Annotated in this window: 11 protein-coding genes; 9 read left to right on the top strand and 2 right to left on the bottom strand. The window is 65.3% G+C overall.

The genetic code is table 11. The annotated features are described in order from the left end of the window. Nucleotides 1–40 precede the first annotated feature (40 nt). The 9 genes from CU110_RS06105 to CU110_RS06065 are packed head-to-tail and all read left to right on the top strand — an operon-like array spanning nt 41 to nt 13,388. Nucleotides 41–1,186 (top strand): hypothetical protein, encoded by a 1,146-nt coding sequence (locus tag CU110_RS06105; protein ID WP_240665542.1) that lies wholly within the window; start codon nt 41–43, stop codon nt 1,184–1,186. After that, entirely contained in the window at nt 1,095–1,913 is an 819-nt protein-coding gene (locus CU110_RS06100) for a hypothetical protein (RefSeq protein ID WP_346427171.1), read from the top strand. The genes CU110_RS06105 and CU110_RS06100 overlap by 92 nt, the downstream gene beginning before the upstream one ends. Then, nucleotides 1,859–3,199, top strand: coding sequence for a capsular biosynthesis protein (locus CU110_RS06095; RefSeq protein WP_346427170.1), 1,341 nt, complete (start codon nt 1,859–1,861; stop codon nt 3,197–3,199). Before CU110_RS06100 ends, CU110_RS06095 begins: the two co-directional genes overlap by 55 nt. 16 nt (nt 3,200–3,215) lie before the next feature. Continuing rightward, nucleotides 3,216–3,965, top strand: coding sequence for an SDR family NAD(P)-dependent oxidoreductase (locus CU110_RS06090; protein WP_346427169.1), 750 nt, complete (start codon nt 3,216–3,218; stop codon nt 3,963–3,965). 24 nt (nt 3,966–3,989) lie between these two features. Next, nucleotides 3,990–5,705, top strand: a complete 1,716-nt coding sequence (locus tag CU110_RS06085) for an LTA synthase family protein (RefSeq protein WP_127734942.1) — start codon at nt 3,990–3,992, stop codon at nt 5,703–5,705. Next, a complete protein-coding gene (locus CU110_RS17885) occupies nt 5,702–8,245 on the top strand; it encodes a type I polyketide synthase (RefSeq protein ID WP_127734939.1) in 2,544 nt (847 codons plus the stop codon). Before CU110_RS06085 ends, CU110_RS17885 begins: the two co-directional genes overlap by 4 nt. Before the next feature lie 44 nt (nt 8,246–8,289). Beyond that, nucleotides 8,290–9,084, top strand: a complete 795-nt coding sequence (locus CU110_RS17880; protein WP_346427186.1) for a hypothetical protein — start codon at nt 8,290–8,292, stop codon at nt 9,082–9,084. Continuing rightward, nucleotides 9,071–12,112: a KR domain-containing protein gene (locus CU110_RS17875; RefSeq protein ID WP_346427168.1), complete on the top strand. Its 3,042-nt coding sequence runs from the start codon at nt 9,071–9,073 to the stop codon at nt 12,110–12,112. Before CU110_RS17880 ends, CU110_RS17875 begins: the two co-directional genes overlap by 14 nt. Beyond that, on the top strand, nt 12,069–13,388 hold the full coding sequence (locus CU110_RS06065; protein WP_127734934.1) for an aminotransferase class I/II-fold pyridoxal phosphate-dependent enzyme: 1,320 nt from the start codon (nt 12,069–12,071) through the stop codon (nt 13,386–13,388). The genes CU110_RS17875 and CU110_RS06065 overlap by 44 nt, the downstream gene beginning before the upstream one ends. A gap of 57 nt (nt 13,389–13,445) precedes the next feature. On the opposite strand, the gene CU110_RS06060 is transcribed toward CU110_RS06065, so the two are convergent. Both CU110_RS06060 and CU110_RS06055 read right to left on the bottom strand, forming a co-directional pair. After that, the gene (locus tag CU110_RS06060) at nt 13,446–14,096 is read right to left on the bottom strand and encodes a DsbA family oxidoreductase (protein ID WP_084208330.1); all 651 of its coding nucleotides are present in this window, start codon (nt 14,094–14,096) and stop codon (nt 13,446–13,448) included. 63 nt (nt 14,097–14,159) lie between these two features. Further along, nucleotides 14,160–15,401, bottom strand: a complete 1,242-nt coding sequence (locus CU110_RS06055) for an O-antigen ligase family protein (RefSeq protein ID WP_205694072.1) — start codon at nt 15,399–15,401, stop codon at nt 14,160–14,162. Nucleotides 15,402–15,690 lie beyond the last annotated feature (289 nt).

Raw genomic sequence — 15,690 nt, 5'->3', positions numbered from 1 at the left:
TACAGATGTTCCCTTGGCATCCTGCCGCTTCTTTGATTGAATTCATTCGTCACTTTGCGTACTTTCCCTATTTGCGGACTCTGCGTCAACGGTTGTCGTCGGATGGGGACACAAGGCAACGGCGGCTCAGGCGCGCGCGTATGCCCGGCGACATGCGCTGCCCTATATCGCATTGGAAGATGGCTTCGTGCGCTCACTCACGCTGGCAAGTGCAGGCTACCCCGCCATGTCGATGGTGGTGGATCATCAGGGCATCTATTACGACGCCCGCCAGCCGAGTGACCTGGAGCAGCTGATTCTTGAGGCGCCTGAGCGTCAGGACGAGGCGCTTCTGATGCGTGCCCGCACTGCCATGCAGCGTCTTCGCCACCAGCGCCTGAGCAAGTACAACCATGCGCCGGAGCGACAGCTGCCCGCCAGGACGAAGGCGCGGCGTGTGCTGGTGGTAGACCAGACATCTGGCGATGCCTCGATAGAAGGCGGCATGGCTACGCAGGCGACCTTTCTCGCCATGTTGAGAGAGGCATGCGCCGAGCCGGAGGCCGAGGTGTGGGTGAAGACGCATCCGGATGTGATCGCCGGCAAGAAGCAGGGCTATCTGGTGGAAGAGGCGCGCCGACTGGGGTGTACCCTGCTCAGCGACGACATCAATCCCTGGTCACTGTTCGAGCAGGTGGACGCCGTGCATGTGGTGACCAGCCAGCTGGGCTTCGAGGCACTGCTGGCCGGCTTGACGGTGACCTGTCATGGCCTGCCCTTCTATGCCGGCTGGGGGCTGACCGAGGATCGCCAGGCGTGCGAGCGCCGCGGCGAATCACGCCGTCTGGAACAGGTCTTCGCCGCGGCGTACCTCGAGTATTCACGCTATGCCAACCCCTACACCGGGGAGCGCGCTTCGCTGGAGGAGGTCCTTCAGCTGCTGGCAGACCAGAAACGAGTCGCTTCACGCATGGCAGGACAGTGGCAAGGGCTGGAGTTTTCCGGATGGAAACAGAAGTTCATCGGCTTCTTCCTGGGGCCATGGTCGGAACTTCGCTTCGGGCGGCGAGCTCTGGATGATGGAAGACGGCTTCCTGCGCTCCGTCGGCCTGGGAGTGGACCTCACCCGCCCCCTGTCGCTGATCGTCGACGACAAGGCGATGCATTTCGATGCCCAGCGTGCCAGCACGCTGGAGGACTGGCTTGAGCACCACGCGCTTGACGACGCCGAACTTGCGCGGGCGCGTCGTCTACGGGAGCGCATCATTGCGCTGGGGCTGAGCAAGTACAATGCAGAACATGACGCCCTGCCGGACCTGCGGGCCCTGGCCGGCGAGCGCGAGATCGTGCTGGTGGTCGGCCAGGTGGAGTCGGACGCCTCGATCCGTCATGCCTGCCCGGGCATCAAGACCCACCGTGAGCTGCTGGAAGCGGCGCGGGAATTGCATCCTGATGCCTACATGATCTACAAACCGCACCCTGACGTTGTCTCTGGTGGTCGGCGCGGGGAGATGTCCGGCGAGAACACGCCAGAGGACCTGGTGTTGACCTCAGGCGATATCTGCCAGCTGCTCGAACAGGTCGATCATGTCCACACGCTGTGTTCCCTGGCGGGCTTCGAGGCACTGTTGCGCGGAGTGGAAGTCACGACCCACGGGCTGCCTTTCTATGCCGGCTGGGGGCTGACCCATGATCGCGTCAGCTGTGAACGTCGCACACGGCGCCTGAGTCTTGATGCGCTGGTGGCGGGTGCCCTGATCGAGTACCCGCTGTACGTGGACCCGGTGTACGGGCATCACTGTAACGCCGAGACGGTTGTCACGATTCTGGAACAACAACGCACCATGCTGAGAAATGGCACCCGCAAGATCACCCTGCCTTGGAAAACAAGGCTCTACCGCGGCTATCGTGCGCTATTCATTGGAAGGCACTGACCTATGCAACAAGGAAGTCTGGCCCCTCTGTCGCGCGTCGCATTCCCGGTGGTGGACAGCGGCGTGTCTTCCTGCTGTTGCAAGGGGTCTGCTCGCCCTTCTTCCTGCATCTTGCCCACAAGCTGAAGCAGGACGGGCACGAGGTCATCAAGGTCAACTTCAACAGTGGCGACAGCTTCTACTGGCGCCACGACAAGGCCTACGCCTATCGCGGCCGGAGTGAAGACCTCGGCGAATGGATCGCCGAGCTGTGGCGCAGGCACCACGTCACGGATCAGGTGCTGTTCGGGGATCGTCGTCCCGTGCACCGGGATGCCGTGCTCAAGGCGGAATACTTCGGGATTCGCACCCATGTCTTCGAGGAAGGCTACTTCCGCCCCTTCTGGGTGACGCTGGAGCGCGAGGGGGTCAATGGCCACTCCCTGCTGCCGCGTGACCCCGACTGGTTCCGTGAGGCCGGTAGGCAACTGGACGACGCGCCCACGCCGCAGCGCTTCAAGGCCTCCTTCTGGGAGCGCGCCCGTCATGACATGACCTATCATCTGGCCGGTGCCGCCAATCCGCTGCTGTTCCCGCGCTATCGTCCGCACAGCATCAATGCCGCGGAGGAATACTGCGGCTATGCCACGCGCCTGCCGTTGATGCGCTGGTACAAGCGGCGGGATGCCGGACGCATCGAACAGCTGATGAACAGTGGCGCGCCCTTCTATCTGCTGCCGCTGCAGCTCAATACCGATGCCCAGATCCGTCATCATTCGCGCTTTTCCAACATGCAGGAAGTCATCCAGCGAGTGATGAAGAGCTTTGCCCTGAACGCTCCGCGCGGGGCGCGCCTGGTGATCAAGAACCACCCGCTCGACATGGGACTGGTGGATTACCCGAAGCTGATCCGAGAGCTCGAGCGCCGCTATGACGTGATCGGCCGCATCGTCTATCTGGAAAGCGGCAATCTCGAGACGCTGCTGCAGCATGCCAAGGGCATGATCACCGTCAACAGCACCACCGGCAATGTCGCGCTGCAGTATCGCTGCCCGACCTACTGCATGGGCGACCCGATCTTCAACCTGCCCGGCCTGACCTTCCAGGGCAGCCTGCACGAGTTCTGGACTCAGGGCGAGAAGCCGGACACCACGCTGTTTCGCAGCTTCCGCAACACCGTCATCCATACCGTGCAGCTCAATGGCGGCTTCTATTGCAAGCCGGGCATGCAGCTCGCGGTGACGGGAGCCTCGAAGATACTGTGTGCCGAGCGCTCACCGCTGGAGCAGATGTTGAGTCGCTGCTGATCCTGCCCTGCGCCGCGTGCTGATCACGGGCGCGACCGGCGAGATAGGCGGTGCGCTCGCGCGTGCCTATGCCGCCCGGGGCACCACGCTGATCCTCACCGGTCGCAAGCAGCGCAAGCTGGATGCCATTGCCGGCGAATGCCGCGCACTGGGTGCCGAGGTGGAGTGCACGGTACTCAACCTGTGCGATGAAGAGACACTCTTCACCTGGCTGGATGAGGTCTGCGCACAGGGAGTGCCGGACATCGCCATCGCCAATGCCGGCATGAACACCGACATCGGCCCCCAGGGCAATGGCGAGCGCTGGGAAGATGCGCGTCGCCTGCTGCAGACCAACGTGGTGGGCACCTTCGGCATGGCGCATCATCTGGCCATGGCGATGAAGGCGCGGGGCAGCGGCCAGCTGGTGCTGCTCAGCTCGCTTGCCGCCTGGCACGGCCTGGCACTCACGCCGAGTTACAGCGGCAGCAAGGCGGCGGTGAAGGCCTACGGGGAAGGACTGAGAAGCTGGCTGAAGCCGTTCGGGGTCGGCGTGACGGTGGTGATGCCCGGCTATGTCACCTCCCCGATGTGCGAGGCGATGCCGGGCCCCAAACCCTTCGAGATGCCCGCCGAGCAAGCCGCACGCCGCATTCTCAAGGGTGCGGCACGCAACCGGGCCCGCATCAGCTTCCCCTTCCCGCTCAATTTCGGCTGCTGGTGGCTCAGCGTGCTGCCAGCCGGTATCTCACAGCGTCTGCTGGGATGGTTCAATTACACTCACTGAATGGGCTAACGAGGTCGGCATTACATGGAGTTTGTCATTGCGTTCGTGTCTTTCATGGTCTGGCCGCTGCTGGCAGGGCTGCTGGTCACGCTGGTGCTGGAGCATCTGATCCTGCGCCAGATGGACTCGGCACCGGTGGTCTTCTGGCGCCGGTCCTGGAGCGCCCAGCTCGCCCATGTGGGGTATTGGTGCGCGAGCTGGGCGCTCTGCACCCTGATCACGCAACGCCCGTGGTTTTCCGTGGTGGTCGTCAATGCCCTGTGGCTGGTGGTGCTGCAGGTCAGTCACACCAAATACGTCTCGCTGCGTGAGCCTTTCCTGAGCCAGGACTTCGAGTATTTTACCGACGCCATCAAGCATCCCCGGCTGTATATCCCCTTCTTCGGCATCGGCCTGACGATTGCCGCCCTCTGCGCCGGCGCACTGGCGATCGGGACGGGTCTGTGGCTGGAACCCGCACTGGGGTTCTCTGCGCGCTACGCCGATGACACCGGCGCCTGGCTGGTACCGCTGATCGCCCTGCTGCTGGCGAGCGGCGCCATGACCTATGCGCTCGGCAATCGACTGACTCGAGACATCATGCTGTTCCCGGAATATGACCTGCGTGAGCGCGGCATGGTCGCCTACCTGTTGGCATACGCTCGCCTGGCCCGTCGCCCGCTGATGCCGGATCACGATCCCCTGCAGGTCGGCAACGAAGATGCACCAGGCTGTCTGCCCCACGTGGTGAGCGTTCAGAGCGAATCCTTCTTCGATGCGCGCCGCGTCTACCCCAAGGTGCGCGATGACCTGCTGCCGAATCTGGACCGCTGTCACTTCACCGCCCTGTCTCAGGGGCTGCCCTGCGGACGACTGGCCGTACCGGCCTGGGGCGCCAATACCGTGCGCACCGAGACGGCCTTCCTCACCGGCCTGACCGCCGAGCAGCTCGGCGTGCACATGTTCAACCCCTACCACCAGCTGGCCAGGCGTGATGTCTCCAACCTGGCCGCCAGCTACAAGGCGCTGGGCTATCGCACCCTGTGCATCCACCCGTATCCGGGCACCTTCTATCTGCGCAATCAGGTGCTCAAGCGCATGGGCTTCGATGAATTCCTCGACATCGCGCACTTCAGCGATGCCGACAGGTGTGGTCAGTACATCAGCGATGCCGCCGTGGCCGCCAAGGTGGAAGACTGTCTGCTGGCCGCGGGCGATACCCCGTTGTTCATCCAGGTGATCACCATGGAGAATCACGGGCCGCTGCATCTGGAGACATTGGACACGGCTCGCCTGTCGGAGTGGCATGACGGCGATCTGCCGGACAACTGTCAGGAACTCGGCATCTATCTGCGTCACCTGGTGAACGCCGATGCGATGATCGGCCAGCTGACCACGGCGCTTTCCAGACTGCCGCGCGGCGGGCTGCTGTGTTTCTATGGGGATCACGTACCGATCATGCCCGAGGTCTACGCGACCCTGGGAGAACCCAATGGCGTGACCGATGGCTTCATCTGGTCCAGCGCCCTGCCGGAATCCGACGACACCGCGCGCCAGACCATGGCGACCGTGCGCGACGAGGACCCGGAGCTGATGGAGTGGGCCCTCGACTGCGATGGGCCTTTCAAGACTGACGAGCAATGCCGCAAGGGCGACCCGCGCGTCACCAATATCGACACATTAGGAAGTGCGCTGCTGGAGGCGACCGCCCGTCATGCTCGCCACAGCGCCGCGACTCAGAAGTTCAGGAGCCTCTCATGACCCGACGCGTTGCCATCATCGGCGCTGCCAGCCGTTTCCCCGGCACCACTCAGGCCACTCTGTGGGACGACCTCCTGGCCGGAAAGGACATGGTGACCGAAGTCGCCGATGACCGCTGGAGCAAGGACTCCCTCCTGCACCCGGACAAGAAGGCGCCGGGGATGAGCTACAGCTTCGCCGCCGGCTCGCTGGGCGACATCTCGGGCTTTGACCCGGCGTTCTTCGGCATCAGCCCACGCGAAGCCGCCAACATGGACCCTCAGCAGCGCATGCTGCTGGAGATGAGCTGGGAGGCCATCGAGCACGCCGGCATTCCCGCCGAGAAGATGCGCGGCTCGCGCTGTGGCGTCTTCATGGGCGTGGCGAGTCTCGACTATTCCTATCGCATGGCGGATGACCTGAGCGCCATCGGCCCGAATACCGCCACCGGCAACACCTCCAGCGTGGCCTCCAACCGCCTGTCCTATGCCTTTGACCTGCATGGGCCGAGCCTGTCGCTGGACACCGCCTGTTCCTCGTCGCTGGTCGCCTTCCATCAGGCCTGCCAGTCGATCCGCAGCGGCGAGACCGACATGGCGCTGACCGGCGGCATCAGCCTGCACCTGCACCCTTACGGCTTCCTGATCTTCTCCAAGGCCACCATGCTCTCGAAGACCGGCCGCTGTCAGGTCTTCGATGAGGCGGGCGATGGCTACGCGCGCTCCGAGGGCGGCGGCATCTTCCTGCTCAAGGACCTTGATCAGGCACTCGTCGATGGCGATCGCATCCTCGCCGTCGTCGCCTCCTCGGTGGTCAATACCGATGGCTACAAGTCCGGCCTGACCGTGCCCAACCCCGCCGCGCAGATCCAGCTGATGGAGCGCGCCTGTGAACTGGCCGGCGTGACGCCTGACGAGATTGATTATCTCGAGGCCCACGGCACCGGCACCGCCGTTGGTGACCCACTGGAAACCCGCGCCATCGGTGCCGCCATCGGCCAGAAGCGCTCAAGCCCGCTGCCGATCGGCTCGATCAAGAGCAACATGGGCCACCTGGAGACGGCCTCCGGCGTGGCGGGGCTGGCCAAGGCGCTGGGTGTGATCGCCCACCGCGAGGTGCCGGCCACCATCAAGATCCAGCGCCTGAATCCGAAGATTCGCAGCGACGAGTGGAATCTCGACATCGTCACCCAGCCGCGCAAGCTCAAGGCCTCCGGCCGTCTGGTGGTCGGGGTCAACTCCTTCGGCTTCGGCGGCGCCAACGCCCACGTGCTGCTGGAAAGTGCCCCCGAACCGGCGGTAGCGCAACCGACGACTGACGGCGACCAGACGCCGCCGCTGCGCCTGAGCGCCCGCTCCCCCGAGGCGCTCAGACAGATGGCGCGCGAGCTGGCCGAGCACCTGCGTGAGACGCAGGCGCACGATGCCGCCCCGAGCCTCTACGACCTCGCCTGGCACCTGGCGGCCCGCCGTGAGCATCACGTGCACGGCGCGCTGCTGAGTGCCGACAGCCTGGAGCAGCTGATCGAGGACCTCGACACCCTGGGCGGTGAGGCTGCGCTTGGCGATCATCCGCGCATCACCCTGGCGGACCGCCTCGCCCCGCTGCCCGCCGAGAGTGACAACGGTGCCTCGCCGCGCAAGGCGGCCGGCGCGCCCTCCCTCACTCGCGAGCGTGGGCCGGTGTTCGTGTATTCCGGCAATGGCTGTCAGTGGGCCGGCATGGGTCGCACCCTGATGCAGGAATCCGCCAGCGTGCGCGCCTGCCTGACCCGACTGGATGCGGCCTTCCGCGAGTACAATGGCTTCGAGCTGCTCAAGGAACTGGACGGCAGTCTGGCCGAGGACGGCGAGAACCGCCTCGACGCCACCGAGATCGCCCAGCCGACCCTGTTCGCCCTGCAGGTGGCGATCACCGAATGGCTGATCGAACGCGGCATCCAGCCGGTGGCCGTCACCGGCCACAGCGTGGGCGAAGTGGCGGCGGCCTGGGCCAGCGGTGCCTTGAGCCTCGAGCAGGCGACCCGTGTCATCTTCCAGCGCAGCCACCATCAGGGACGCACCCGCGGCAGCGGCGCGATGATGGCGGTGGGGCTGGGTGAGAGCGAGATGTGCGAGTGGCTGGAACAGCCACAATGGGCCTCGCTGTCACTGGCTGGCATCAACGGCCCGCGCGGCACCACGCTGGCCGGCGACCGCGAACGCCTCGAGGCCCTGAGTGCCGAGCTTTCCGCACAGGGCACCTTCGCCCGCGTGCTGGGGCTCGACTATGCCTTCCACAGCCCGGCGATGGACCCGATCAAGGACGGCCTGCTCGCCTCCCTCGAAGGGCTGACGCCCCGCGCCACCCGCATTCCCTTCCTCTCCACCGTCACCGGCAGCGTGATCGAAGGCGAACGCCTGGACGCCAGCTACTGGTGGGAGAACATCCGTCAGCCGGTGCAGTTCGAGGCCGCCGTCACACGTCTGGTCAGCTGGCAGTCCGCCAGCGAGGCGGACGCCTTGGCCGTCATCGTCTGCTGGTCGAGATCGGTGCCCATCCGATTCTGCGCAGCTATCTGAATGATGTCCTCAAGGCGCGCAGTGACGAGGCGCCGGCGGGACAGGTGCTGGCCAGTCTGGAGCGCCGCCATGATGGCCTGGAGGCGCTGGAGCACCTGCGTGGCCGCCTGCTGCTCTCCGGTGCGGTGGATCTCACTCGTCTGTTCCCGGTGGCCGGTCGCTTCGTCGATCTGCCGACCTACCCCTGGCAGCGCACGCCGTGCTGGGTGAAGACCACCAGCGAAGGCCAGCGCCTGCTGGAGCGCCATTACGTGCATCCGCTGCTCGGCTATCGTCTCGCTCAGCAGCAGCTGACCTGGGAGGCGCAGCTCGATACCCGCAAGGTCGCGTGGCTGGCCGATCACCAGGTCGGCGAAAGTGCCGTCTTCCCGGGTGCCGGCTATCTGGAGCAGTGTCTGGCGGCCGCCCACGAATGGCAGGCCGCCAGCGCGGAGGAGGATTCCCTGCCCGACGTGCTGGATCTCGAGGACTTCGAGATTCGCGCCCCGCTGCTGCTCGATGACACCACCCTGCGCCTGACGCGTCTGTCACTCGACAGCCGCAACGGTGCCATGCGTCTGGAAAGCCGCGAGACCCGCGCCGAAGATGCCGACAAGTGGAACCTGCATGCGGTAGCGCGCGCCTTTACGGCCACGCGTGGCCGTCTGCTGGAGCGTCGCGCCCCGGCGTTGCCCACGCGTGCCGCCGACCTGGATCGCGAGGCCCACATCGCGGCCGCCGCCCAGCTGGGCCTGCACTACGGCCCGCACTTCCGCGCCGCCGAGCAGATCTGGGTCGACGCATCCGCAGGTGCTGGCGCGCTTCGCGCTGACCCCGGAAATGCTCATGCAGGACGGTGACTTCCACCTGCACCCCGGGGTGCTCGACAGCGCCTTCCAGCTGTTCATCCCGCTGCTGGGCGTGCTTCAGGGCCAGACGGCCGCCAGCGATGGCATGGCGTTCGTGCCGGTGCGGGTCGGCCGTCTGCAGGTGCGTGAGCAGGTACGTGCCTCACAGATCACTACCGCCCGCGTGGTCCTGCGCTCGCGCGGCCCGCATTCGCTGTGTGCCGATTTCGAGCTGTACGATGCTGACGGGCGCGCCGTGGCCGTGGCCGAGGAAGCGCGCTTCCGGGCCGTGCGCCTGGGTCGCGATGGCACGGCCCACCTCGATTATCTGGATATCGCCCTGACGGCGGCGCCGCATCCGTTGAGTCCGCGCCCTGCCGCCGCCCTGGCGCTGGAATCGCTGGTCGCCGAGGCGATGCCGCTGGAAGACAGCCACCGCTTCCGTGATGAGCTGGAGCCGCTGCTCGACAGCCTGATGCTGGCCAGCGTGCACGAGACACTGATGCGCCACGCGGCGCCGGGCGATCCGGCAGCCCCGCATCTGGATCACGAGGCGCTGTCCCGCTGGCAGCGCCGCAGCCCGCTGTTCACCCGCGTGCTGCTCGACTGGGCGAGTGCCCAGGGCCTGACCGAATCCCGCGAGAGCGGCGACTGGCAGATCCACCCGCTGGACCTGCCGGCGGCCCGCGACATCTGGCAGCTGCTGGTTCGTGACTATCCGGGGCAGTTCCCGCTGACGCATGCGGCAGGTCGCCTGCATCTGCACCTGGACGAATGGCTCAACCGTGGCATGCCGATGGGCGGCGCCTGCCGATGCCGCCAGCTGGGGCTTTGCGCGCAGCCTGACCAACGAGAGCCAGGCACTGGATATCCGCCTGCTGGACACGCCGGTACTGGGAAGCGACGTCGTCAGCACGTCAGCCTTGATGAGCGCGCTGGTACAGGAAGTCGAAGCCCCGGATCACGAGCAGGAAGTCGTGCTGGATGCCAATGGCGCCCGCTTCGCGACACGCCTGCGTCAGGTGACAGCCCCTGCACAGGCCGCCGCAGCGTGAGTCTGGGCTTCAGTCAGCCGGGCCAGCTGCGCAATCTCGAGTGGCAGCCGCGTCACCTCCCCGAGGTGGCACGCGGTGACGTCGAGGTACGTGTCGAGGCCACCGGCCTCAACTTCCGCGACGTGATGTACACCCTGGGACTGCTGTCGGATGAAGCCATCGAGCACGGCTTCTCCGGCCCGAGCCTGGGGCTCGAGTTCTCCGGTGTGGTGACACGCGCCGGTGACAACGCCGAATTCGCGGTCGGTGAGCGGGTGGTCGGCTTCGGCCCCGCCAGCTTCTCCGACCGTCTGGTGATCGCGGATACCGCGCTGGCCCGCGTGCCTCAGGGCGTCAGTCTGGAAGCGGCAGCGACCATCCCGACCACCTTCTTCACCGTCTACTACGCCCTCAAGCATCTGGCGCGTCTGGAAGCCGGCGAGAAGGTGCTGATTCACGGGGCTGCCGGGGGGGTGGGCATCGCGGCGCTGCAGATCGCCGAGTGGCTGGGCGCCGAGGTGTTCGCCACCGTCGGTTCGCCCGCCAAGCGTGACTTCCTGGCGCTGATGGGCATCGAGAACGTCTATGACTCGCGCAGCCACGGCTTCGCGGAGGACATCCTGGCCGACCTCGCCGCCCGCCAGCAGCGCGATCCGAGCGTGGATGCACGTGGTGTCGACGTGGTGCTCAACTCGCTGGCCGGTGAGGCCATCGTCCAGAATCTGCGCGTGCTCAAGCCCTTCGGGCGCTTCTGTGAGCTGGGCAAGCGTGACTTCTACGAGAACACCCCGATGGGGCTGCGCCCATTCCGCAACAACCTGAGCTACTTCGGTATCGACTCCGATCAGTTGATGAAGGAATGCCCGGGCCTGACCACGCGCCTGTTCCGCGAGATGATGGCGCTGTTCGAGGATGGCACCCTCGCGCCGCTGCCCTACACCACCTTCGATGCCAGCCAGGTGGTGGAAGCCTTCCGCTACATGCAGCAGGCCCGTCAGATCGGCAAGGTGGTGGTCACCCAGCGCGATGCCATCGCGCCGCTCAAGGGCATCATCCATGCCGCGGCGGTGATCGACGATGCACTGATCCGTCACCTGGACGCCGAGCGCATCCAGCGAGTGATGACCCCGAAACTCGAGGGCGCACGCCTGCTGGATCGCTTGAGTGCCGAGCATGCGCTGGACTTCTTCGTGCTCTACTCCTCGGCGACCACGCTGTTCGGCAATCCCGGTCAGAGTGTCTATGTGGCAGCCAACCACTGGCTGGAAGGGCTCGCCGCCAGTCGTCGTGCGCGTGGCCTGCCAGCCACCTGTGCCCGCTGGGGCGCGATCGAGGATGCCGGCTTCCTGGCGCGCAACGAGAAGACTCGCGAAGCGCTCAAGAATCGTCTGGGCGGCGATGCGCTGATGGCGGATCACGCCCTGGCCTGTCTCGGCGAGATGATCGTCTCGGATCAGCAGGCGCTGGCACTCGGCCAGCCGGGTCGCTCGCTGGGCGTGCTGGAGCTGGAATGGGGAGCGCTGGCGCGCTTCCTGCCCACGGCCGCGACACCGCGCTTTGACGAGATCGCACGGCGCGCCGGAGACGATGACGGCAGTCAGGCGCAGCAGGACGATATCGCCGCGGCCCTGGCGGGCTTGAGCGGTGAGGCGTTGCAGACCGCCATCGTCGAGATCCTCAAGGGCGAGCTGAGCAAGATTCTGCTGATCGACGTGGCCGCCATCGACGTCAACAAGAGCGTCTATGACATGGGCTTCGACTCGCTGATGGGGGTCGAGCTGATGACGGCGGTGGAGGCGCGTCTGGGCATCAGCATTCCGGTGATGATGATCAGCGAGGCTGCCACCCTGTGGCGTCTGGCAGAGCGTCTGATGCACAAGATGAGCGCGGCCGATGGCGAGGACGCCGAGAGCAGCAGTGAAGATCAGGCCATGGCGCAGCTGGTCAAACAGCACGGTGGCGATGCCATTCCCCAGGGTGAGCGCGGCGAGATGGTCAGCAAGTAGCCGCCGGGAAGACGACATCTTCGCGCACAGGACAACCGCCCCACTGGAGATCAGCGATGACTTCGTGCGCTTCGATCGCCAGCCCGGTTATCAGCAGCTGAGCATGATGCAGCAGGCCGGTGCCGCCTTCGGCGTGCCGGAGCCCTTCTTCCGCGTGCATGAAGGCTGCGCTGGCGCCACCACGCGCATCGATGGGCGCGAGCTGGTCAACTTCGCCAGCTACAACTACCTCGACTATTCCCGTCATCCCGAGGTGATCAAGGCCGCGGCCGAGGCGGCGGCCCATTACGGTACCTCGGTGTCGGCCTCACGCGCCGTCTCCGGTGAGCGTCCGATCCATCGCGAGCTGGAAGCGGCGGTGGCGCGCACCTACGAGGTCGAGGATGCGGTGGTGTTCGTCAGCGGTCATGCCACCAACGTGTCCACGCTGGGCTATCTGCTCGGCCCGAAGGACCTCATCCTGCATGACGAGTGGATCCACAACAGCTCGCTGGTCGGCGCCCAGCTCTCCGGCGCTCGTCGCATGCCCTTCGCGCACAACGACCCCGACGCGCTGGAAGCCCTGCTCAGCAGTCAGCGCGGCAAGTTCGAGCGCGTGCTGATCGTCACCGAAGGCCTCTACAGCATGGACGGCGACGTGCCGGACCTGCCGCGCCTGATCGCCCTCAAGCAACAGTACCGCTGCTGGCTGATGGTCGATGAAGCCCACTCCTTCGGCGTGCTCGGGGAGCGTGGGCTCGGCCTGAGGGAACACTTCGACATCGCTGCGCGTGACGTCGATATCTGGATGGGCACGATGAGCAAGACGCTGTCCGGCTGCGGCGGCTACATCGCCGGCTGCAAGGAACTGGTCAGCATGCTGCGCTACTTCGCGCCGGGCTTCCTCTACTCGGTGGGCATGCCGGCGCAGGTCGCCGCCCCGTCGCTGAAGATCCTCGAACTGCTCCAGGGCGACGATGCCAGACAGCGCATCGCTCGCCTGCATGCCGTCTCCGGCTACTTCCTCACGCGCGCCCGTGCGCTGGGGCTGGATGTCGGCGACAGCCTGGGGGTCGCGGTGGTGCCTGTCATCCTCGGCAGCTCCCTGGTGGCGGCACGCCTCTCCAACCAGCTGTTCGAGGCCGGCTTCAACGTCCAGCCCATCCTGCACCCCGCCGTCCCGGAGAAGAGCGCCCGTCTGCGCTTCTTCCTCTCCTGCGAGCACACCGAAACCCAGGTGGACGCCGTCCTCGAGATCCTCATCCAGCAGCTGAGCGACATCAAGGCAGGGCTCTGACCCCGGAACGAAAAACGCGGCCCTGCTCTTCAGCGGGGCCGCGTTTTTGTCACGGGCTCAAGCCTGATCTCCCGAAAGTTCGCTCAACACCTGCTCGAACACCTCTTTAGGCTGGGCGCCGTTCAAGGCGCTGCGACGATTGAAGACGAAGGTCGGCACGCTGGAGATGCCCATCTGCTGCCAATGGGCTTCGCGAGCCCTTACCTGCTGGAGGGCCTCCGGGTCGTCCAGCTGTGCCAGCCCTTCGGTGGCATCCAGCCCGACCGCAGCCAGAGAGTCCGCCATCACGGCGCGGTCCGACATGTCCTTCTGCAAGGTGAAGTAGTCGGCGTAGAACTGCATCATCAGGTCATGCTGCATGCCCTGTTCGGCGGCGTACTCGAGCAGGACGTGGAGCTCGAGGGTATTCACCATGCGCATGTCGTCGAAGAAATTGAAGACCAGGCCTTCCTCGGCTGCCAGAGCGGTCAGATTGCGACGTGCTTCGGCACTGGCCTTGGGCGTGGTGTTGTACTTGCGCTCGATATGGGCGCGCAGATTCTCGCCGTGTGCCGGCATGTCCGGATTCAGCTCGAAGGGCTGCCATTCGATCTCGACGCTATCTTCCAGGCCGAGTGACTGAATGGCGCTCTCGAGGCGCTTGTAGCCGATCACGCACCACGGGCACATCACGTCGGAGACGATGTCGATCTTGAGCTTGTCTTGCATGTCAGTTCTCCTGAGCGGTGAAGCAGCCTCCTTCACCCCACGTGAATAGTCGTGAGCGATTGCTCAAATTTGCAGTGTCTCGAGGCGTCGCTCGTGGGCGCGCAGCGTGCCCCACACGATCGCCAGCCAGAAGGCGTAGACCATCACGCCACTGGCCTGGGAGAACATCACCCAGGTCATCCCGAAGTCGAGGAAGGTCAGCGGCAGCAGCACGCCGGCGACAGCCAGTGAGCGCAATGTCAGGTCGTCGCTGTCCAGGCGACGGTAGAAGAGTCGCAGCGGCACCAGATAGAGTGCCAGCAACGCCAGCAAGCCCAATACTCCGCGCTTGACCCAGGCGTCGAGAAACTCGTTGTGGGGATGCTCATAAGGTTGGACGTGGCGACTCAGCTCTCCCCGCTCGATCATCGCATCACGCGCCTCGGCATACCCCGTCTCGCCCCTGCCCAGCCACGGCTGCTCGGCGATCATCAGCAGAGCCCCCCGCCACATCTCGAGACGCGCCCCCGCAGAGGTGCCGGCATTGCGGTCCTCCACGTACTTCGTGACATCCGAGACACCGGCTTCGACACGTTGCTGGATACCGGTCGCCGGAGTCATCACCATCAAGGCGATCACCCCGGCACACATGAAGACGCCCAGTCTGAGCACACGGCGTGAAATCACCTCACCATAACTGCGATACAGCACCCAGGCCGCGAAGGGAAAGCCGATCCAACCGCCGCGTGTCCCCGACATCAACGAGCCGATGATACCGAACGCCCCGCCAACCAGCAGCGCCAGTATCCAATAGCGCCGCCGGGCACCTGCCTGACTCATGGCCCAGCCAAGTCCCGCGAGACACATCAGCCCCATCAACATGCAGATATCGCCGAAATTGATGGTGTTGGTAAAGCCGCCGGCGCGGTGCACGCCCCACACCAGCTTCTGCCACATCGCCCAGCTGCCGGTCAGCACGCTGCCGAGGATCAACCCACCCCACATCGCCCCCAGCGACGGAGGACACGACAACACGAGCAACAGCACCGGCACAGCCAGCAACAGGCGGATGGGCACGCCTGCCGTCTGCCACGCATCCCCCTGCAGCAGGATGCTCACCAGCAACAAGGCTGCGAGGCCCGCCATCACGCCGATGACGGTCACGTCCTCCTTGCCAGGCGCGCGCAGCAGCGTGCGCGGCTCGCGCAGCAACCCATAGCCACTGAGCAACACCAGCAGTGCCGGCCCGATGCTATAGCCAGAGGGCAGGACCAGACTGAGCAGACCGAACAGGAAAACGCCGCAGGACACGGGACGCGACGTCACCGAGGAATCATCGGCGTCAATGGGGGATGAAGCTGAACGAGCGAGGGAATCGTATGACGGCATACCTGGCCTTCCTGACCCAGTGATGACTCTATGAAGGATGGCACGAGCCACTCAGGCGCATGCTGCAGAGGGCTATTGAGGACTCCATGGGAGGGATAGCCTGACACAACTGCCCTCCTCCTTGGCATCAGGCAAGCAGCATGAAAGTCTTCACCTATGTCCTCTCCACTGACACGAAAACGCCGCATCACGAGGATGCGGCGTTGTATTTTCGATCAAGAACCAG

The sequence above is a fragment of the Cobetia sp. ICG0124 genome (assembly GCF_004006355.1).
In the GTDB taxonomy this organism is placed as follows: Bacteria; Pseudomonadota; Gammaproteobacteria; order Pseudomonadales; family Halomonadaceae; genus Cobetia; species Cobetia marina.
The sequence above is the reverse complement of the archived record's forward strand: the minus strand, read 5'-3'. Positions and strand labels throughout refer to the sequence as shown.